This window comes from Facklamia lactis (genome assembly GCF_015863205.1).
In the GTDB taxonomy this organism is placed as follows: Bacteria; Bacillota; Bacilli; order Lactobacillales; family Aerococcaceae; genus Facklamia; species Facklamia lactis.
On the sequence record NZ_JACBXQ010000006.1, the window covers coordinates 13,133 to 33,668 of the forward strand.

Annotated in this window: 17 protein-coding genes; 1 reads left to right on the forward strand and 16 read right to left on the reverse strand. The window is 35.9% G+C overall.

All coding sequences use genetic code 11. The annotated features are described in order from the left end of the window. Positions 1 to 84: 84 nt before the first annotated feature. The 10 genes from pnpS to HZY91_RS09370 all read right to left on the reverse strand — a co-directional run bounded on the left by pnpS (position 85) and on the right by HZY91_RS09370 (position 12,646). Positions 85 to 1,866, reverse strand: a complete 1,782-nt coding sequence (gene pnpS / locus HZY91_RS09325; protein WP_197115998.1) for a two-component system histidine kinase PnpS — start codon at positions 1,864 to 1,866, stop codon at positions 85 to 87. Next, positions 1,863 to 2,636, reverse strand: a complete 774-nt coding sequence (locus HZY91_RS09330) for a response regulator transcription factor (protein WP_197115999.1) — start codon at positions 2,634 to 2,636, stop codon at positions 1,863 to 1,865. Before HZY91_RS09330 ends, pnpS begins: the two co-directional genes overlap by 4 nt. 610 nt (positions 2,637 to 3,246) lie before the next feature. After that, entirely contained in the window at positions 3,247 to 4,137 is an 891-nt protein-coding gene (gene ftsX / locus HZY91_RS09335; protein ID WP_197116000.1) for a permease-like cell division protein FtsX, read from the reverse strand. Beyond that, positions 4,138 to 4,812, reverse strand: a complete 675-nt coding sequence (gene ftsE, locus HZY91_RS09340; RefSeq protein ID WP_197116001.1) for a cell division ATP-binding protein FtsE — start codon at positions 4,810 to 4,812, stop codon at positions 4,138 to 4,140. A gap of 88 nt (positions 4,813 to 4,900) precedes the next feature. Next, positions 4,901 to 6,020, reverse strand: a protein-coding gene (gene prfB, locus HZY91_RS09345; RefSeq protein ID WP_197116002.1) for a peptide chain release factor 2 whose coding sequence is annotated in 2 segments (ribosomal slippage) — positions 4,901 to 5,947 and positions 5,949 to 6,020 — 1,119 coding nt in all. Because the reading frame shifts where the segments join, the coding sequence is not laid out codon by codon here. A 116-nt stretch (positions 6,021 to 6,136) separates the two neighbouring features. Beyond that, positions 6,137 to 8,596, reverse strand: a complete 2,460-nt coding sequence (secA, locus tag HZY91_RS09350) for a preprotein translocase subunit SecA (RefSeq protein ID WP_197116003.1) — start codon at positions 8,594 to 8,596, stop codon at positions 6,137 to 6,139. Between the two features lie 224 nt (positions 8,597 to 8,820). Beyond that, positions 8,821 to 9,393 carry a ribosome hibernation-promoting factor, HPF/YfiA family gene (gene hpf, locus HZY91_RS09355; RefSeq protein WP_197116004.1) on the reverse strand — a complete coding sequence of 191 codons (573 nt, stop codon included), beginning with the start codon at positions 9,391 to 9,393 and terminating at the stop codon, positions 8,821 to 8,823. Positions 9,394 to 9,505: 112 nt separating this feature from the next. Beyond that, the gene (locus HZY91_RS09360; protein ID WP_197116005.1) at positions 9,506 to 10,297 is read right to left on the reverse strand and encodes a ComF family protein; all 792 of its coding nucleotides are present in this window, start codon (positions 10,295 to 10,297) and stop codon (positions 9,506 to 9,508) included. Then, a complete protein-coding gene (locus HZY91_RS09365; RefSeq protein WP_499797666.1) occupies positions 10,290 to 11,720 on the reverse strand; it encodes an ATP-dependent helicase ComFA in 1,431 nt (476 codons plus the stop codon). Before HZY91_RS09365 ends, HZY91_RS09360 begins: the two co-directional genes overlap by 8 nt. Before the next feature lie 53 nt (positions 11,721 to 11,773). Next, positions 11,774 to 12,646: a DegV family protein gene (locus HZY91_RS09370; RefSeq protein WP_197116007.1), complete on the reverse strand. Its 873-nt coding sequence runs from the start codon at positions 12,644 to 12,646 to the stop codon at positions 11,774 to 11,776. Between the two features lie 129 nt (positions 12,647 to 12,775). Between HZY91_RS09370 and HZY91_RS09375 the strand changes: the two genes are divergently transcribed. After that, the gene (locus HZY91_RS09375; RefSeq protein ID WP_197116008.1) at positions 12,776 to 13,417 is read left to right on the forward strand and encodes a YigZ family protein; all 642 of its coding nucleotides are present in this window, start codon (positions 12,776 to 12,778) and stop codon (positions 13,415 to 13,417) included. Between the two features lie 35 nt (positions 13,418 to 13,452). Here the strand turns inward: HZY91_RS09375 and HZY91_RS09380 are convergent, their stop codons facing one another. The 6 genes from HZY91_RS09380 to HZY91_RS09405 form a co-directional block, all read right to left on the reverse strand. Then, the gene (locus tag HZY91_RS09380; RefSeq protein ID WP_197116009.1) at positions 13,453 to 14,478 is read right to left on the reverse strand and encodes an MraY family glycosyltransferase; all 1,026 of its coding nucleotides are present in this window, start codon (positions 14,476 to 14,478) and stop codon (positions 13,453 to 13,455) included. Between the two features lie 26 nt (positions 14,479 to 14,504). Beyond that, positions 14,505 to 15,332, reverse strand: coding sequence for an NAD(+) synthase (gene nadE, locus HZY91_RS09385; RefSeq protein ID WP_197116170.1), 828 nt, complete (start codon positions 15,330 to 15,332; stop codon positions 14,505 to 14,507). Between the two features lie 13 nt (positions 15,333 to 15,345). After that, complete coding sequence (locus HZY91_RS09390) at positions 15,346 to 16,839, reverse strand: nicotinate phosphoribosyltransferase (protein WP_197116010.1); 1,494 nt, start codon at positions 16,837 to 16,839, stop codon at positions 15,346 to 15,348. A 131-nt stretch (positions 16,840 to 16,970) separates the two neighbouring features. Further along, entirely contained in the window at positions 16,971 to 17,945 is a 975-nt protein-coding gene (locus HZY91_RS09395; RefSeq protein WP_197116011.1) for a DUF6612 family protein, read from the reverse strand. A gap of 52 nt (positions 17,946 to 17,997) precedes the next feature. Then, the gene (locus tag HZY91_RS09400; protein ID WP_197116012.1) at positions 17,998 to 19,407 is read right to left on the reverse strand and encodes a sugar transferase; all 1,410 of its coding nucleotides are present in this window, start codon (positions 19,405 to 19,407) and stop codon (positions 17,998 to 18,000) included. A 139-nt stretch (positions 19,408 to 19,546) separates the two neighbouring features. After that, positions 19,547 to 20,530, reverse strand: a complete 984-nt coding sequence (locus HZY91_RS09405) for a ribose-phosphate diphosphokinase (protein WP_197116013.1) — start codon at positions 20,528 to 20,530, stop codon at positions 19,547 to 19,549. Positions 20,531 to 20,536: the final 6 nt, after the last annotated feature.

Here is a 20,536-nt window from a genome sequence, read left to right on the forward strand (position 1 = left end):
CCAATGTAAATTATTTGTAAATTTAGAGTAAATGTTATTACATTTTCATTACAAAGAAAGACAGCTAGTACACTAGCTGTCTTTCTAATATTTATAGGGCAGCGTTACTGTAAATTTGGTGCCTCGCCCTAATTTACTTTTAACCTCAATTTTACCATCCATCGTTTTTACTAAATTTCTTACAATTGATAAACCTAAACCAGTTCCTCCTGAATTACGGCTTCTCGCTTTATCTACTCGGTAAAAGCGCTCAAAAATCCGATCAATTTCTTGCTCAGGAATCCCAATACCCGTATCTTCTATCGAAAATAAAACCATTTTTTTCTTAGCTTTAACTACAACGGTTATCTTACTTCCATGCTCGGAGTAATTGATAGCATTGTCGAGTAAATTAGTTAAAATTTGCTCAACCCGATGTTGATCTCCTTGAAAAGGCACTTTTTCATCCGATTTTAATTGGACTTGTATCGATTTTGCTTCCATCTTCTGTGATAAAAATTCAATCATATTGTAAGCAACCTCTACCAAATCAAACCTTACTAAATCAGAAGATACTTGGTTATTTCGTTCTACTCTTGATAACTCTAGAATGTCTTCAATAATAATTTCTAAACGATTACTTTCATTTGCGATGATATTCACAAACTTTTGTGCCATTTCCCTATCTTCGAGCGCCCCACTCAGTAAAGTCTCAGCAAAGCCTTTAATGGCAGTGACGGGAGTTCTTAATTCATGCGAAGCATTTGCTACAAATTCCGTTCGAACCGTCTCTAGACGACGAATTTCAGTAATATCATAGAGCAACACTAAAATAGATAGTTCCTGCTTCTCATGCTCTCGGTATGTTAGAATATTGACATCCACAAATTTTGACTTTGGAACATAGACTTCAACTTCCTCTTGTACCGGCTTCTTAGTATGAGCCACATTATTAATCAAATTAATTAATTGAAAAGACTTCAAAGTCGTCTGATAATGGCGTCCAATCACCGATGGATCCACTAAAAGAATATCTTGAAGAGCTGGATTAAACATATCAATTTTTCCTTCAGGGTTAATCACCATAACGCCCAAATTGATGTTTTCTAGTAATAGTGAAAATTGTTGCTGCCCCGTGAAAAAACTAGTCCGATCCTCTGCAAGTTCCTGAATGACTTGTGACACCGTCCATCCCAGATGATCTACCTCCGGAATTGAACGCTCCAAATATTCAAAGTGATAGTCTCCTTGACTTAACTTTTTTAATCCCTCTTCAATCGAATGGATTGGAGTTGTTATTTTACTAATAAATAATTGAAAAGAAAATAGCACAATCATTATTCCTAATATAATCCAACTTAAAAGAACTAGCCAAAAAGTTAACCAATAATCTTTAAAAAGTTCACCTGGATAACGTTCAATCAACCAAATGCGATCTTGTTCTAAAGGAAAAGATAAGGCTGTATAATAAATTTGCCATTGTTGCCAATTGATCCCTGCACCTGACTGATCTGTTTTATGAATGAGCGCTTCTTTAAGCTCTGTATAATTGATTTGACCTGATTGATACTTATAATTCGTCCAAAGCGGCTCTTTAACCTTACTATTATCTAACAACTCAGATTCTGAAATGAGGATCATCTGACTTTCATGATCAGTGTGCTGGGATATTTCTTGCAAATTTTCTATAATAGTATCAGTTGTTATATCACTTTGATCATCTATAATCATTCGTAAATGTAGATTTATTTTCTGATTAATAACATTATAGATTCCTTTAGTAACTTGATCATGACTAAATAACCCTAAGATAATGATTCCTAGGATAGCAAGCAAAATTCCAATCCCCCATCGCCAATTACGATCTGTGATTATGCGTGACCTCATTCACCCGGTACCTCAAACTTGTATCCAAAACCTCGGACTGTTTTGATATATTCAGGATTTTTTGTATTTTTTTCTATTTTTTCTCGTAAATGTGAAATGTGAACATCAACAATTCTGGTTTCACCTGCATAATCGAAATTCCAGATATTATTAAGTAATTGATCTCTACTCAGAATTCGCCCTTTACGGGTAGCCATATAAACCAATAACTCAAATTCTTTAGGAGTAACATCCACTTCTTTTCCATTTACTTTCACAACATATCGGTCAGAAAAAATTTCTAAATCTCCAAAATGCATAATCCCTTTATCTTTAGGCTCTGGATTTGCTGACATCGGGATCACTTCAATATCGCTCTGCTTATTCTCATTTTCAACAGCTATCGTCTTAGGTTCATTATCTTCATGTTTTAATCGTCTTCCAATTGCTTTAATTCTGGCAATTACTTCACGAGGACTAAATGGTTTAGTCATATAGTCATCCGCCCCTAATTCCAATCCAATGATCTTATCATACTCATCTACTTTTGCAGTAAGCATTAGGATAGGGGTATTAATTTTTTCTTGTCGAACTCGACGGCAAACATCCATACCATCCATTTTAGGAAGCATGATATCTAAGATGATGAAATCGAATGGTTCTTTTTTTATCAATTTGTATGCAGTTTTTCCGTCTTCAGCCGTTACTACTTGGTAACCAGCTTGACCCAAATTATATTCAAGCAGTGTTAAGATAGATTGTTCATCATCCACCACTAATATCTTTTTCATTCAAATGCCCCCTGCTGGATATATTAAACAACATATTTAACCCTATTCTATCAAACCTCCCAAGAGATTAAAAGCTATAGTAAAGTTTGATCTCTTCCCCTATAAGACTTGCTAATTTCATGATTATTGCGATTAGCATAATAATCTATATATAAACATAACGATTTGCTTATCTCATTTATTTTTCTTTTGACAAAGTAAATACAAATACATACACCGTTATATCAGGTATTTATTATCTAAAAAGTATTAACAAGTTAATGGATCTACTCTCACCAAAAACGACACTTATTGAGCTCCCTCTTAAAAACTCATATCCATCGACCAACTCCCTTTTCTCAATATACAATCTACACCTTGATTAAAGTTCTTATTATTATAAATCACATGCCTAGTGGCTTCATAGTGAATAAAAATTTAGATTTTGATATGAATAGTTTCAGCCATTATGATCAATCATTTTGATACTATGTCCATAATAAAAAAGCTAAGCAAACTTCTTCAGTAGCCTAGCCTTTCTCTATTTACTTAATTTATATCAATGTGCTCTTTAACTTTTCATCATGACCGAAATAACAATTGCTCATAATTTATTTTTTTATAAAATCTTTTATGCTTTTAAAAACTTATGAATTGACCGTCTTGCTCCAATAGTGCCTAGAATCATCCCTGCAAGCAATAAACCTAAACCAATCCATAAAATCAATGGCCAAATTGCCAGAGCGTATTCAGGATTAAAAGCAAACAATTCGCGGGCAATCCCTAATATCCCTTGATAAGAAGCATAAAGAAGCAGCGTCGCTATAAAAGCTCCGATCATCCCAATAAATGCACCTTCAAGCGCAAACGGTGCTCGAATATAACTATTTTTAGCTCCAACTAAGCGCATGATCTCTATCTCAGTTTGACGAGCATTAATGGTCAAGCGTATCGTATTTGAAATAAGTAGAACCGCTATAATAATGAAAATGGCTGCGAAGAAAGCGGCAATATAACGTAAAATATTAATTGTTCGTATTAACCCATCAATATTTAACGAACCAATATTAGCTGATAAAACATGCTCAAATTCTTGAATTTCTTTAGAAACTTTTTCAATTTGATCTGTTGAAGCCACATTCACTAAATACATATTATTAAGTGGATTCGTATCTCCTTCCAGCACATCAAAATCTTCAGTAATGACATCTTTGTAACTAGCTAATTCTTCTTCTGCCGATCGATAAACCACTCTGGTCACCTGATCAATTTGAGCAATCTGTTCTCCTAAAGCTTGTTCGTCCGCCACCTCTGCTAAAGGATCTATCATCACCCGAACTTGAATTTCTTGTTCAACTGATTTAGTCAGTTGGTCGACATTCCCAATAATTAAAACAAATAATCCTAACATAAATAGTGTGACTGTCATCATAATAATAGAGGCTGTTGTCATCCAACCATTTCTAAAAAGGTTCCGCAGTCCATCACGTAAGTGACGTCCTAGATTACGAAAGAACTTCATTTAACGCCCCCCTCTCGCAAGATCTCTTACTAACTCACCTTGGTACATTTGTAATATACGATGGGGATGAGAATTAACAATTGAATCGTTATGCGTTCCCATTAGAACCGTTGTTCCCTCACGATTCACGCGCTCAAGTGCATGCATGATTTCTACTGCATTTGTTGGATCTAAATTACCTGTCGGCTCATCCGCTAGAAGGATCAATGGTCTGTTGGCCAAAGCTCTAGCAATTGCCACTCGCTGCTGTTCTCCTCCTGATAATTCTTGCGGTAGCTGGTGCATTTTAGCTTTTAACCGAACAATGTCTAACACTTCCTCTACCCTTTGCTTAATTTCTTTACGACTCTTGCCGGTCACTTCTAAAGCATATGCAATATTTTCAGCGACTGTATATTTAGGAAGAAGACGAAAATCTTGAAAAACAACCCCCACATGGCGCCTCAGCAAAGGAATCTGCTTCGCTTTAATATTTGTCACATCAAAGTCATCTATATTTATTTGACCTTTACTTGCAAGTTCTTGACGATTCATTAATTTCATCAAAGTTGATTTTCCTGAACCAGATGGTCCTACTAAATAAACAAATTCTCCTGTTTTGATTTGGAAGGAGACTTTTTTCACAGCCCAAATTCCATTCTCATATTGCTTACTTACCTGCTTAAATTCAATCATATTATAACTCCTTCACGAGTATCTTAAATATTTCATATTCCATCCTATTATCATATCATCCGTTCTAATTATTTCTTTTGCAATTAGATTACGAGTTGTTTTCACTTGTTTGTAAGCACCATTTTAAGTAGGCATCAATAAAAGGATTAAGCTCTCCATCTAGTACAACTGAAGCATTCCCTGTTTCATAATTAGTTCGATGATCCTTAACCATTGAATAAGGATGAAAGACATAAGAACGAATTTGAGATCCCCAGGCATTTTCTTTTTGTTCACCTTTAATCTTGGCTAAGGCTTCTTCTTTCTCTTCTTCTTCTTTTTGATAAAGTTTCGCTTTAAGCAAATTCATGGCTTGTTCACGGTTTTGAATTTGCGAACGCTGTTCTTGGCTTTGAACGACAATTCCTGAAGGAATATGTGTAATCCGAACAGCAGAAGAAGTTTTATTAATATGTTGCCCCCCTGCACCACTCGCTCGATAAGTATCAATTCGTAACTCATCCGGATTGATTTCTATTTCAATCGATTCATCAATCATAGGCGTCACTTCCACTGAACAAAAGGAAGTATGTCGTTTAGCATTGGAATCAAAAGGAGAAATTCGTATCAAACGATGAATTCCTTTTTCTGACTTTAAATGACCATAGGGTTTGTCACCTGAAATTTCTAGAGTTACCCCTTTAATCCCGGCTTCCTCTCCATTTTGATAATCAATCACTTTAACAGAATATTCATTCTGACTAGCCCAACGTTCATACATTCTTAAAAGCATTTCGCCCCAATCCTGTGACTCTGTGCCTCCTGCACCTGGATGAATCTCTAAAATAGCGACTCGATGATCGTGATCACCTGACAATAGCAGAGAAAGCTCATAATCAGCAATCATTTGCTCTAATTTATTAGAATTCTTTTCAATATCTAACTTTAACTCCTCATCCAAACTTTCCTCATATAATTCGATTCCAACTTCAAGATCTTCTATACTGCTTTCAAGCACTTGAAAATCTTGGTACGTTTTCTTGGTATTGTTTAAAGTTGTAATAATTTCTTGAGCTTTTTGATTATCATCCCAAAAGCCTGGATTGGTCATTTTTTCTTCGTACTCTGCAATATCAGATTTTAATCGATCTATGTCAAAGAGACCTCCTGATTGATGCTACTTGCTCAATTGCTTGATTGAGCATCGATTTAACTTCATGTAATTCCATTTTTCCCACCTTTTTTAATTCTTACTAAGTGAAAAAGGGCATTCCCACAAACGTAGCGAACTAACATAGCTACGAAAGCGGAAATTTCGCCCTTTTCATTATTGAGTATTCTAGTTTTAACCTTTTAAGGTTTTGACACTTTTGTGAAGCGGAGGCAATGAACTTGATTTCACTCGAGGTTGAGTCTGATTCACTTGATCCCGTTCTATATTTTGTCTAATTTGTGCCTTCATAATAAAGCGTGTTACATCATATTCGATAGAAGAAATCATTTCTTGGAAACGTTCATATCCCTCTGTCTGATACTCTGTTAATGGGTTGGTTTGAGCATAAGCTCTTAACCCAACGCCTTGACGTAAATGATCCATCGCATCAATATGGTCAGTCCACTTAGAATCGACTACTCGTAATATAATCACTTTCTCAAATTCTAAAACTTGTTCAGGACCATTTAATAAGGCAATTTTCTCATCATAAGCCGCTACAGAATGATTATAGAGATACTCTACCAATTCTTTGGCTGTTTTTCCTTCTAAATCAGAAAATTGAAGTTTCTCTGGGCTTGTCAAAGCAGTATGACCAAATTCTAAGAGTGAGTCTAAGTTCCAATCTTTCTTGTCCCCTTCTGTCGCATAAGCCACTTCTCTTTCAATCGTTCGTTTAATCATGGCTTTGACATAAGGTGTAAGCGTCTCTTCTTCATTAATAACTTGAAGTCGTTGCCCGTAAATAACTTCCCGCTGTTCACGCATAACCTCATCGTATTCTAGTACACTCTTACGAGTATCATAGTTATTTCCCTCTACCCGCTTTTGGGCAGATTCTACTTGTCTTGACAGCATTTTACTTTGGATAGCCATATCTTCTCCATCATTTACATCATCTGTTAAATTAAGTTTCTCCCAAACAGCTTGAATGCGGTCTGAACCAAAGCGACGCATTAAATCATCTTCAAGAGATAGATAAAATTGCGAAGCACCAGGATCACCTTGACGTCCAGCACGGCCTCGGAGCTGGTTATCAATCCGACGTGATTCATGTCGTTCTGTACCAATAACAGCTAATCCACCCATTTCTTTAACACCTGAACCTAATTTAATATCCGTTCCACGCCCTGCCATATTCGTTGCAATAGTTACAGCCCCTTTTTGTCCCGCTGACAGAATAATTTCTGCTTCTTTAAAATGGTTCTTAGCGTTAAGAACTTCATGTGGAATTCCTTGTTGGTTTAACAAACGTGATAAATATTCAGAGGTTTCCACCGCTACAGTTCCCACCAGTACAGGCTGACCGTTAGCATGACGTTCACTAATCTCACGAACAACAGCTGCAAATTTCGATTTCAAATTAGGATAGAGCAAGTCAGGTCGATCATCACGAATAACAGGAGCATTAGTTGGTATGGAAGTAACATTCATATTATAAATCTCACGAAATTCTTCTTCTTCGGTTTTAGCAGTACCTGTCATTCCTGATAATTTTCTATACATCCGGAAATAATTTTGGAAAGTAATCGTTGCCATGGTTTTCGACTCATCTTGAATTTCAACATTTTCTTTAGCCTCAATCGCTTGATGAAGACCATCTGAATAACGACGTCCATCCATAATACGCCCAGTGAATGGGTCCACAATTTTGACTTCTCCTTCATCGACAACATAGTCAATATCATGTAACATAATATAATTCGCTCGTAAAGCTTGATCAATGTGGTGGACTAAAGCCGAATTTTCAACATCATAAAGATTAGCAAGTCTAAAAATCTTCTCAGCTTTATCAACACCCGTATCCGTCAGAGAAATAGCTTTTGAAGTTAAATCAATGGTATAATCTTCTTCTTCCTTAAGCCCCTTAGCAAAGTAATCCGCCCGATTATATAAAGCCGTAGACTTCTCAGCTTGACCTGAAATAATCAATGGGGTCCTTGCCTCATCAACTAAAATTGAGTCTACCTCATCGACAACAGCAAAATGTAAAGGCCGTTGGACTCTTTGGGATTTATACACCACCATGTTATCACGCAAATAGTCAAAACCTAATTCATTATTCGTAGAGTATGTAACATCACAATTATAAGCTTCTCTTTTTTGACTGGAATTCATGGAGTTTAGGTTTAAACCTACAGTCAAACCTAAGAAACGATAAACCTCTCCCATTTCTTTCGAGTCACGGGTTGCTAAATAATCGTTAACTGTCACAACGTGAACTCCTTTGCCTTCAAGCGCATTTAAATAAACAGGCATGGTGGCGGTTAAGGTCTTTCCTTCTCCGGTTTTCATTTCAGCGATATTTCCATTATGAAGGACAAAGCCTCCTTGGATTTGAACCTTATAAGGGAATAAACCTAAAACTCTTCTTGCTGCTTCACGTACCACTGCAAAAGCTTCAATTTGAATATCATCAACTTCTTTGCCAGTAGCAAGCTCTTCTTTGAAATAAGTTGTTTGAGCTCGTAATTCATCATCACTCATTACTTTATATTTATCTTCTAAAGCCATCACTTGATCCGCTAATTTCCCTGTGCGTCGAAGTTCAGCATTATCATTTTCAATTAAATTCTTAAGAAAATTCCCCATCTATATACTCCTTTAATTACCAGTAATATTATCCACTTGTCTCGTATCATTCAGACAAATATATTCACTTTCTCATTGTACCACTAATGAGGTTGCTTTTAAAACTAATTTTCCATGATTTAGAATACCGATAAATTCATCTAGTGACAAGCCTTAAATCATTCTGACTCGTATATTTAATAACATAAGAAAAAAGAGGTTAAAACCTCTTTTTTCTTCAACTCTTATTCAATTGTAGCTGTTTCAATTAAACCATATCGACCATCTTTACGACGATACACAATATTTATATCATTCGTTTCATGATCTTTATAAACAAAGAAGTCATGACCTAACATATTCATCTGTAACACAGCTTCTTCAGAATCCATTGGTTTTAATTCTATTCGTTTAGAGCGAACAATGTCTAGACTTAACTCTTGATCCACCTCTAGCGGTCCTTCTTGAGAGATCGTTTCAGTCGGAGAAGCATCAATACCTGCAAAACCTTTTTCTCGAGACTTACGATTTATTTTTGTTTTATATTTCCGAACTTGTCTTTCTAATTTATCCACTACAAAATCAATACTTGCATACAAATCAGGGGTTGTTTCTTCCGCACGTAAGACTAAGAATGATAAAGGAATTGTAACCTCTGCCTTAGCTGTCTTGTCTGGGTACACCTTCAGGTTGACATAGGCCGTCGCATTAGGAGTATCAGTGAAGAACCTTTCTAATTTAGCAACCTTCTTCTCGGCATACTCTCGAATTGCTTGGGTCACTTCAATATTTTCTCCGCGAACATTATAGTTAAACATATACATCCCTCATTTCCTATCTATTTCTTTCAATGTTAACATAATTGAAAGTATAAAGCTTTTAGTTAGCTTTCACATATTATAACATATCCACACCGCTTATGAAAGCGCTCTACATTTCATCGATGAGCAAATTATCACGAGCAAGGCTTAAGCTCATAACCTGAATGGATGCATTTCCATGTTCTCGAGTCACATCATAAAGTACTTCCTTTGCCCTCATTATCGTTGCCCCCGTTGTATAAAGATCATCAAATAGTAACCACTTTTTAATCGTTTGAAAATATTTCGTATACGCATAACACGGTTCAAAGCATTTCATCAATTGAAGTCGATCTTGTCGACCCTTGCTGGCCTGACGAACACCATCGCCAGTATAGTTAAATGGACAAAAACATGGAATTCCTGCCTCTTTTAACAAATATCCTGTGGCATGAAATCCTCTCATCACTTTATTTTGTTCCGATGATGGAAGATAAATCCATGTATAATTTTTTAATTCTTGGTAAGTGTGACGTAAAGGATGTCTCATGACCTTTGCTAATCGGGCATCCCCCTGGTACTTATATTGATACAACCACTCCTTAAAGAACAAATTATAAGTAAAAATAAAGCGATGATGTAAATAATAATCAGGATAAGTTTCTAACCAAAGATAACAGTCATGACAATATTTTTTAGATTGAATCTCATAAATTTTCTGATAAGCATCGTGACTATTTTTTTCTAGTTGTCGACCACAGCCTTCACAATTATTTTCATGGAAGTGATGCTCTTTAAACTTTGAATTACATTCTGCACAAATCGCTTCAAACAAAATTTGTTTAAAGCTAAATATATGCCGCCAAGTAAGTTCGCGCTGTAAAAGTTTCTTACATAACAAACAATAGTGGCTATTATCCATTGCTGAATCTCCTTAACAGTCCCATTCGATCAGCCATCTTATTTAAGTTTCGAATTTCTTTATTCGCTTGTCGCATTGAAATACTAATACCATAGTGTGCATAAATGAGCTTCCCGCATGGAAAATTCTTGCTTCGCCCCACTCGTCCACTCATTTGAATCAAAACTGACTTCTTGAAATAATTATCTTCTGCTCCAATAATTAAAACATGGCAATTTTCAAATGTTACCCCTCTTTCCAAAATAGTCGTCGAAATTATAATGTCTATACTCCCTTTCCGAACTTGACTAATTTTATAATGCCTCTCTGGATCCGTTGAATAGACAGAAGCAATCTTGTCATTCGGATATCGGTGATCCATCCAAAGAAACAATTTTTTGAGAAGGGAAATGTCCGGAAGAAAAATTAGTTTGATGCCGGGAAGACGTTTAAACATCTTGATAAGCTGCCAAAGCCTGCTTTTTATATTTCGCTCTATAATAGCCTTTCTCCAATTACCAATCCAATATAAAGTCGGTTCAGGAAGCGGATAGCCGTGAAATCTAGCTGGAAGAGTCGTTCTAATGATCTTCCCATTTTTTATTGCCTCTTCTAAAGTTTTATCAGGAGTAGCCGTAAGAAAAAGCAATTTACCCCGTTCTTTAACTGCTCGTGATACCGCAAAATGAAGACTCTTATCATCCTTATAAGGGAATGCATCCACTTCATCTATCACCATCAGATCAAAAGCAGATTGAAAACGCAAAAGTTGATGGGTAGTTGCAATGGTTATTTCTGTTCGAAAATATTTTTCTTTTGATTGCCCATGTAAGACACAGACAGGAATCGTTTTAAAAGCTTTTTGAATGCGTGGGGCTAACTCTAAACAGACATCCACTCTAGGTGAAGCGATACAGACACGCCCACCTCTTTGAAGACAAGCGTCTATAATCGGAAATATGATCTCCGTTTTCCCTGCTCCTGTAACTGCATGTATTAAATGTGGCCTTTGAATATCAGCCATTTGATCTAAAACTTCCTGACATGCTCTTTTCTGTTCGGAAGAAAGAACTCCACGCCAAGTCATCAGGGAAGGACTTCTCTGATTGCCCGCTCTTTTATCCTCATCCAAATAATAGAGAAATTGAAACGTTGTCACTCTTCCCAATTGAATACAATTTACACAATAAAAATTTTTTTCACCTTTATCATCAGGTAGTTGAACAAAATGTTCTGGATCCTGCGTCCCACATCTGACACATACTTTCTCTTTCTTCTTCATAAGGATCCCCTTAACTTTCTTTAAACTAGAGAAAAGTTCAGTCAAGCTAATTTCTTTGATCAAATGATTCTCATACCAACATAACTCCACTTCGTGATAGGTCAGTATTCTGCCCTTAAACAAATGTCTCCACACAACAAAAACTCCCTTCATAAAGTGCATCCATAAATACACTTTTTTGAAGGAAGAGCGCTAATTTTATTTAATAGTAAAGCCTATTCTTCTTTAACATGTGGCATTACCGCCATTCCAAGACTCCCTTCTCCAATATGAGTTCCAACCACAGGTCCTATCGTATTAATATAAAGAGGGAGATCAGGATAGACAGTAGTAATCTTCTCTACCAATTTTTCCAGATCTACTTCGTTATTTGCATGTGTCACTAAAATACTAACTCCTTGTGGATAAGTATCTAACGCTTTCGCAATTAATTGGAGCCATCTTTGATAAACCTTTTTGTTAGTTCTAATTTTCTCCAATAAAACAATTTCTCCTATTTGATTAAAAGTTAAGATCGGTTTAATTTTCAATAATTGACCGATAGCTGCAGCTCCTGCAGACAATCGTCCCCCTTTGACCAGATTATCCAGCTCTCCCACCATTAAATAGATCTCTGTATGCTCTGCTTGCCATCTTAAAAATTGAACCACTTTAGTTGGATCAACTTTGTTTTCTAATAATTTTATCCCATGACGCACTAGAACTTCCAGCACAATACAAGATGCTTTTGAATCAATTGCCCATCCTTGAATTTGATCTGCAAACTCTCGAATAAGGCTTTGCGCCAAATTAAATGTTCCTGAAATCGCCGAAGAGAGATGAATAGCTATAAAAGCCTGATAGCCTTTTGCAATCAAATCTTCAATCAGCTGATAATATAATCCGGGTTGAGGCTGAGAAGAGGTGGGGAGATGAGGGCTCCGCTTCAAAAGGTTAAAAAATTTTCTCTGTTCATCCCCATCAGCAGTATCTTCAAAATAAGTCCCATCCTCAAATAGAACACTTAGATTAATTTCGTATACATCTGGATGTCTTCTTATATCCTCAGTTAAATAAGCAGTTGAATCTACAATTATTGCTGTTTTCATAGCATACTTCCATTCTTTCGTTATTAGCTTTTTGTGCTCATTACAAAATATGTTACAATCTATTTAATTTCCTATATTATTTATAAATTCTTATACATCATATCCTAACATAATCGAAAGGATGTCTCCATGATAAACTTTAAAAGTATCTTAGAACCTACTTATTATGAAATTGAAATCAAAAAATCACGTTTTATTGGCTTTTTATTTCCTATTCAAGATGAATTTGATGCTAACGAAGAACTCCAGCGCATTCGCAAAAAACATTATAAAGCAACCCACCACTGTTATGCTTATATCTTAGGTGAAAACTCCTCTATCCAAAGATATAGTGATGATGGAGAACCATCTGGGACTGCTGGTATACCCATTTTAGAAGTTCTTAAACAGAATAATTTAACTAATATTTTAGCTATTGTTGTTCGCTATTATGGCGGCATTAAGCTAGGAAGTGGAGGCCTCATCAGAGCCTATTCTGAATCTATCAGTTCAACGCTACAACAAGCCACTTTATCCGAAAACACTCATCAATTAATCATCAATATAACACTTAATTATGCTCAAAATGATACTTTTCAATATGAAATCGCAAAGATGACAAACGGCCCTACCATTATTGATGTTCAATATACGGATCAAGTCGAATACACTTGCGCCTTCTTCGAAGAAACAGCTTCTGATTTTGAAGCCTACCTAACCAATCGTTTTAAAGGACAAATAAGTTGGAAAATAATCGGTTCCCAAGCTATTAATATTCCCATCACAAAATAAACCGTTACGCATCTTTTAATAAATGACGTAACGGTTTATTCTGTTTTTCCGATTCTAATCATAAAAATAATCAATAGAAAAATAAAAAGTCCTGCCATTAACAATACTTCTATTCGATATTGAGGGAAAGCCTGCAAAAAATAAGCTAACAGTGAGAAAATGGATGTGAGCAATACCATTAATCCATTAATTTGTCTCTCACTCCATCCTTTTCTCAACAAACGATGATGAACATGGTCTTGGTCCCCTTGAGTAACTGGACTCCCTTGAACTAACCTTCTTGCAAAAGCAAACAAAGTATCAAAAAGCGGAACGGCATATAACATAACAGGAAAAATAAAAGAATAGATAGTAGCATTTTTAAGATTACTAACCGTCAAGCTTGCATACATAAAGCCAATAAACAAAGCACCTGTATCCCCTAGCATTATCTTAGCTGGCGGCCAATTGAAAACCCAAAATCCCATAATAGCTGCTATCAAGAACAGGAGCATCATGACAAAATCAATTTGTAAATTCAAAGAAAAATTAACCGTTATCAACACCATCGCAATTAAACTTACAATTGATACACTAGAAGCCAACCCATCAATTCCATCTAGAAGATTGATCGCATTTGTAACAAAATAGATCCAAATTATTGTCAAAAGATAACTCCCAAAGGATACATTATCTGAAGTCAAAAAAGAGAAAATATTAGTCGCAAAACTAATATCTCCAATTTGATAAACAATATGTGCTGCTAGAATAATTCCTAGCGATTTTGCCCATGGCTTTATATCAAACCAATCATCAATAACCCCCGTAATAATAATAATACTCGAGGCCAAAAAGATTCCCATCTGCATGCTCGTTACACGAAGCTCCGGCAATGCCAATCCATAGTTAATCCAAAAAGCAAAATAAATAGCTAACCCTCCAAAAACTGGTTTAGGGATCCGATGCCAAGCTTTGACATTTTTCTGATAACGATTAAATCCTCTCATAATAATATAAGTGAATAAAGCTGCACAAATTGTTGTGATTGTCATTCTAATTAACAGCTCTAACAAGATCACCACAGCTATTCACCCCTTTTCACTTGAGACTAACGCCAAAAATCATCAAAGATCGTAATAGGCATATGTCTTTTGTGCTGTGTCTTTAAATACCATGCTTCAATCGTTTCTGCCTCTTTTTCCGTAATGCTTTTCCCCTGTAGATACTCATCAATCACTTCATAAGAAACTCCTAAAGCTTCCTCATCTGACAGCATCGGTCTCTCTTCTTCAAGATCTGCCGTTGGAATCTTTCGATAGAGTGCTTCGGGACATCCTAAATACTGTAACATTTGGCGCCCCTGACCTTTTGTCAATCGCCATAAAGGAACGATGTCGGCTGCTCCATCTCCATACTTAGTATAAAACCCTGTCACACTTTCTGCTGCATGATCTGTTCCAATCACAGCCCCCGAAAAATGTCCTGCCACTACATATTGCATGATCATACGCTGTCTCGCTTTAACATTTCCTTTATTATAATCTGAAATTTCAATATGAGCATTTTTTAAGTCTTTGACCATACTATCCGTAGCCATCTGAATATTTAAAGTAAAAACCTTATCTGGCTCGATAAATTTTAATGCAGCTAAGGCATCTTGCTCATCATTTTGACGTCCATAAGGCAGTCTCACTGCAATGAATTGATAAGAATCGTCTTGAGTCTCTTGTCGAATTTCTTCGACCGCTATTTGCGTTAATTTCCCCGCTAAAGTCGAATCCTGTCCTCCGCTAATACCAAGAACATAGCTTTTCAATCCTTTATGTTTCTTCAAATATTCTTTTAGAAATTCTATCGTCTGTTTCACTTCTTTTTCTGGATCAATGTGAGGTTTCACGCATAATGATTTGATTATTTCCGCTTGTAAAGGTCTCATCATTTATCCCTCTCTACTCTCCAGAATTTATTTTCATTTCTTCAATATTTTGGTTTACTTTATTCTGGATCTCTTTAATACTATTCATTTTCAAATCATAAAGTTCTTGTGATAAATCAACGGGATACTGTTGTGGATTTAAAATACGTTTATGCTCATCCCATAAATAATTAAAGTTATTTTGTGCATAAATCTTAATTTCATCTAAAGTCGGCAACTGATAAGTTTGATTGCCATTCTCAAAAATCTTTCTTAAAAGGGGGCGAGCTTCAAAACCACGAACCGTTTTATTAATATAAGTATGAATTGGATGAAACATAAATAATTCATCAAGTTGATCAGGTCGTTCATGGATCAAGGTAACATAGTCACCTTCAGACTTGCCATCTTTTCTACGGGTAATTCTCCAAACCTGCTTAATTCCCGGAGTCGTTATTTTCCAAGCGTTTGAAGAAATTTTAATAGTAGAAACCATTTCTCCCTTCTCATCCTCAATACTTACAAGTTTATAAACGGCTCCTAAAGCAGCTTGATCATAGGCCGTTATAATTTTAGTTCCTACTCCCCAATCATTAATCTTTGCTCCTTGCATCCTCAGATTTAAAATCGTCTTTTCATCAAGGTCATTAGAAGCAATAATGCGAGTGTTTGGAAAACCTGCCTCATCTAACTGCTCCCGAATTCGCTTAGACTGATAGGCCATATCTCCTGAATCAATCCTAACGCCTACAAAATTAATCTTATCTCCTAATTCTTTTGCTACCCTGATAGCATTAGGCATACCTGAACGTAGCGTATCATAAGTATCTACTAAAAAAACAACATCTCGATGTGTTTCTGCATAAGCTTTAAAGGCTTCGTACTCTTCACGATAGGCTTGTACTAAAGAATGCGCATGGGTTCCAGAAATGGGAATGCCAAATAATTTCCCCGCTCTAACATTCGAAGTCGAATCAAATCCTCCTATATAAGCTGAACGAGCGCCCCATACTGCTGCATCCATTTCCTGAGCTCTTCTTGCTCCAAACTCAGAGACTTTATCTCCCTCCCCTACCACAGATCTTATTCTAGCAGCCTTGGTCGCTATCAATGTCTGATAATTTACAATGTTTAAAATAGCTGTTTCAACCAATTGACATTGACCTAAAGGTCCGGATACTTGCATTAAAGGTTCGGATGCATAGCAAAGCTCTCCTTCAACCATGGATCTTACAGAGAGATTCATCTCCAAATTTTTTAGATAGTCTAAAAATTCAGCAGAATAGATTTTTAATGATTTTAAATAATCTAAATCCGACTCTGTAAATTGAAAATCACTCAAATAATGAACCACTCGCTCAAGACCAGCAAAGATGGCATAACCATTTTGAAAAGGATTATCTCTAAAATAAACTTCAAATACTGCTTTTTTTTGGTCAACACCCTTTTCCCAATAAGTTTTCAGCATATTAATTTGGTAAAGGTCAGTATGTACCATAAGACTATCATCTGGATATTGATATTTCATAGTCGACTCCTATCATTAATCAATCACGATTATATTATTTAGCTTATTGTACCATACTCCTGTGATCAAGTATGTAATGATACTCTCCAACCAAAAAACTCCACAAAAACCGTGGAGTTTTTTTGAGTTCATTATGCCGCCGGTTCCTCTGTTGTTTCTTCATCCGGAACAGGATTTTGACTATTAGTTGCTTCTGTTGGAACTTGAATATCATACTTCTCTCCATAACCTTTAGCTTCAAACTTAGAATTTAAATGGAACCATTCTGGAAGATAGGCAGCTTCCCTCGTAGATATTCTTTCTGAAATCAGATCAGAATTAATTTTTAAACCTAAATCTAAACTTTGAAATAGCCCCGTTACTTTATCATATACAATCGTAAATTGGGGTTCCATTTTGAAAAAATCAGCAAATGCATCTGGATTAATGACATTTCTAAGTGATTCCTCATAATTAGAATCTACTTTCTTACCAATCTGATCGGCTTGCTGATCTGCTTCTTCAACAGCATTATTAATAACTGTGTCTAAATCCACTGCTTTATCAAGATCTTCATAAAATTCTTTACCATCAATTTTCTCATTTAAAGTAAACGCATAACGATCCTCTTCATCCTTTACCGTAAAGTATTTTTCAATGAAATTCGAAGATTCTGCAGATAAATTCTCTTGACTCAATTCATTTTGGGATGACTTCATCGCCTCCTCTAACTCTTTACGTATTTCCGCAGCTGTTGAAGTCCATTGCTCCACTTCCCATTTTCCTTCTTGACTATTATATAAATAAGTAACACCATCAGTCGCATACATTTCAAAACTAATAGGTTCTCCTATCATGGGCGAAATAACATTAAGCAAAAGCTGCGCTCCAATTGGATCATCATTTAATATAAATTCACCCTCTACAAATCCAACCTCAGACTGGCGACCTTGAGATTCGATGGCTAAGGCAATATCCCCTATTATCTCCATTGAAGTCAACTCATTAGATGATTTCCCTGCTATTTCAGACCATGCATCCGAAACTTCTCCTTGTGCATTGATCTTTAGATTTGTGCTTACAAAAATCACCATCATAGCCATTAATATGCTTAGCGTTTTTTTCATGAAAGCCTCCTCTTTCTTAATTAATACATAAATTTTAACATAAGCTAATTTTTTATACTATGCTTTTATTCTGGCCAACAATAGTCAAACGATCTTTATAATCATCCCAGCCAAGTAAGCCTGTTTCCGTTTCTTCAACTCCACGAGCCGATACCTTATCAAATAATATTTTCAAAGTCTGAAACAATAATTTAAAATCAAAAGCTAAAGAATAATTCTTAATATATAATAAATCAAAATTCAACTTACTATTAAAATCGGTCGCATATTTTCCGTAAACCTGTGCATAACCTGTTATGCCCGCTCTAACATGGTGTCGCAATGAATAATATGCATTTTCTGAAATGAATTGATTCACAAAAAATGGTCGCTCTGGTCTTGGTCCCACTAAGGACATATCTCCTTTGAGCACATTAATTAATTGAGGTAGTTCATCGATTCGTGTTGATCGAATGAATCTTCCCACACGAGTCACCCGACTATCATTTGAGGTAGATAAGACAGGCCCTGACTCTTCCTCTGCTGTTTGAGTCATCGATCTGAATTTAAGAATATTAAAAGGTCGTTGATCTTTACTAATACGTTCTTGTCGATAAAAAATGGGTCCTGAACTATCTAAGCGTACCAATATTGCTGTAACTAACATAATTGGCGACAGTGTGATCAACATCACTAACGAAACTAATATATCTATCGACCGCTTTAAAATAGCTTGTTCAAAAGGGATCCCAAAACTTGAAACTTCAATAATACTCTCATCTTCAAAGCTCATAATGTTAGGGTTAACCATCATCAGGTTAGCAAAGTTAGTACTCAAAAATAATTTCTTATTGGTTTTCATAAGGAAATCATAGATCTTCAATCTTTCAGTTTCTTCGATATAACCAGTCAAATAGATAATATCTACTTCTTCAGCTAACTCTACTACATTCTGAAAATAATTTGACAAAACAACATGAGTTACCTCATGGCGGCGATTAGACATATGATCAAAGTTGATTACCGCTTGTAAAACTTTTTCTTCTTCCCCAACAACCAGAATTCGTTTTCTTCCTGATATTTTATGATACAACCAATAAGCTACTCCATTGTAAAAGTATAGTAAGATACCCCCTACAAAAAGATTCACTAACAATACCGACCTTGGAAAGGTTAGCCACGACCCAGCATAAGTCAATGCCATCATGAAAAAACTCTGAAAAAGCTGACTAAGCATAGTAAAATAAAAGAGATCTAGATAAGTTTTATTATAAAAAATATACGTACCAAATAGAATATTAATTACTATAAACCCCAGCATAATCCAAATAAAACTCGCTTCAAAAGCCGCAAAATTTCTAGCTGGAACATCCCCTAAAAATTTAATATAAAAGGATAATAAAATGCTTAAGAGAGAAACGATTGATCCCAATATTACTACAACTATTCGTAATAGATTATTCCATTCTTTTCGATGATTCATTCTTCATCCTACTTTCATTTACTTCATCCACCATTATTATACCTTCTTTGAAATAAATTGGCTATGTTATATCTAATTAGCATAGACAAAAAAACTGAGCACACAATAATAGTGCTCAGTCAAAAAAATTTTTTGTCATTTAATCAATAACTGTAAAAGTCTCATTAAACAATGGTGAAACTGAACGGTTTTCATGAATCCGCTTAATAGCTTCTCCAATCAATTGAGCAACTGATACAATTTCAATCTTATCAATATGCTTTTCTTCTGGCAAAGCAATAGAGTCAGTTATGACCACTTTCTTAATGACTGACTTCTGTAATCGTTCCATCGCAATCCCAGACAAAACAGGATGGGTACAAGTAGCATAGACATCTTTAGCCCCTCTATCCACTAAGGCTTGAGCAGCAATTGTAATAGTCCCAGCTGTATCAATCATATCATCAATAATCACAGCTGTTTTGCCATCTACCTCTCCTACAATATTCATAACTTCTGCCACGTTTGGACGAGGACGTCTTTTATCCACAATCGCAATCGGAGCCTTCAAAAATTCTGCTAACTTCCGAGCTCGCGTTACACCCCCATGGTCTGGTGACACAACGACCACTTCTTCACCGACTAAATTATTATCAATAAAATAGTTAGCCAGAAGAGGAGCTCCCAATAAGTGATCAACAGGTATATCAAAAAAGCCTTGAATTTGTGCTGCATGCAAATCTAACGCAACTACACGATCAGCTCCAGCATTCTCTAGCATATTTGCTACTAACTTTGCTGTTATCGGTTCACGTGATTGAGCCTTACGATCCTGGCGAGCATACCCATAATATGGCATCACAATATTGATAGTCTTAGCAGAAGCACGCCGTAAGGCATCAATCGTTATTAACAACTCCATTAAATGATCATTCACTGGAAATGACGTTGATTGAACGATATAAACATGAGCTCCTCTGGTTGACTCTTCAATATTTACTCGAATCTCCCCATCTGCAAACTGCGATAGCGTAATTTCCCCTAAATCAACACCCACTGCTTCAGCAATTTTCGCTGCCAAAGGCTCATTAGAACTCAATGCAAATACCTTTAATTTCGGATCTTTATAGTGCTTACTAGCCAAACTTAT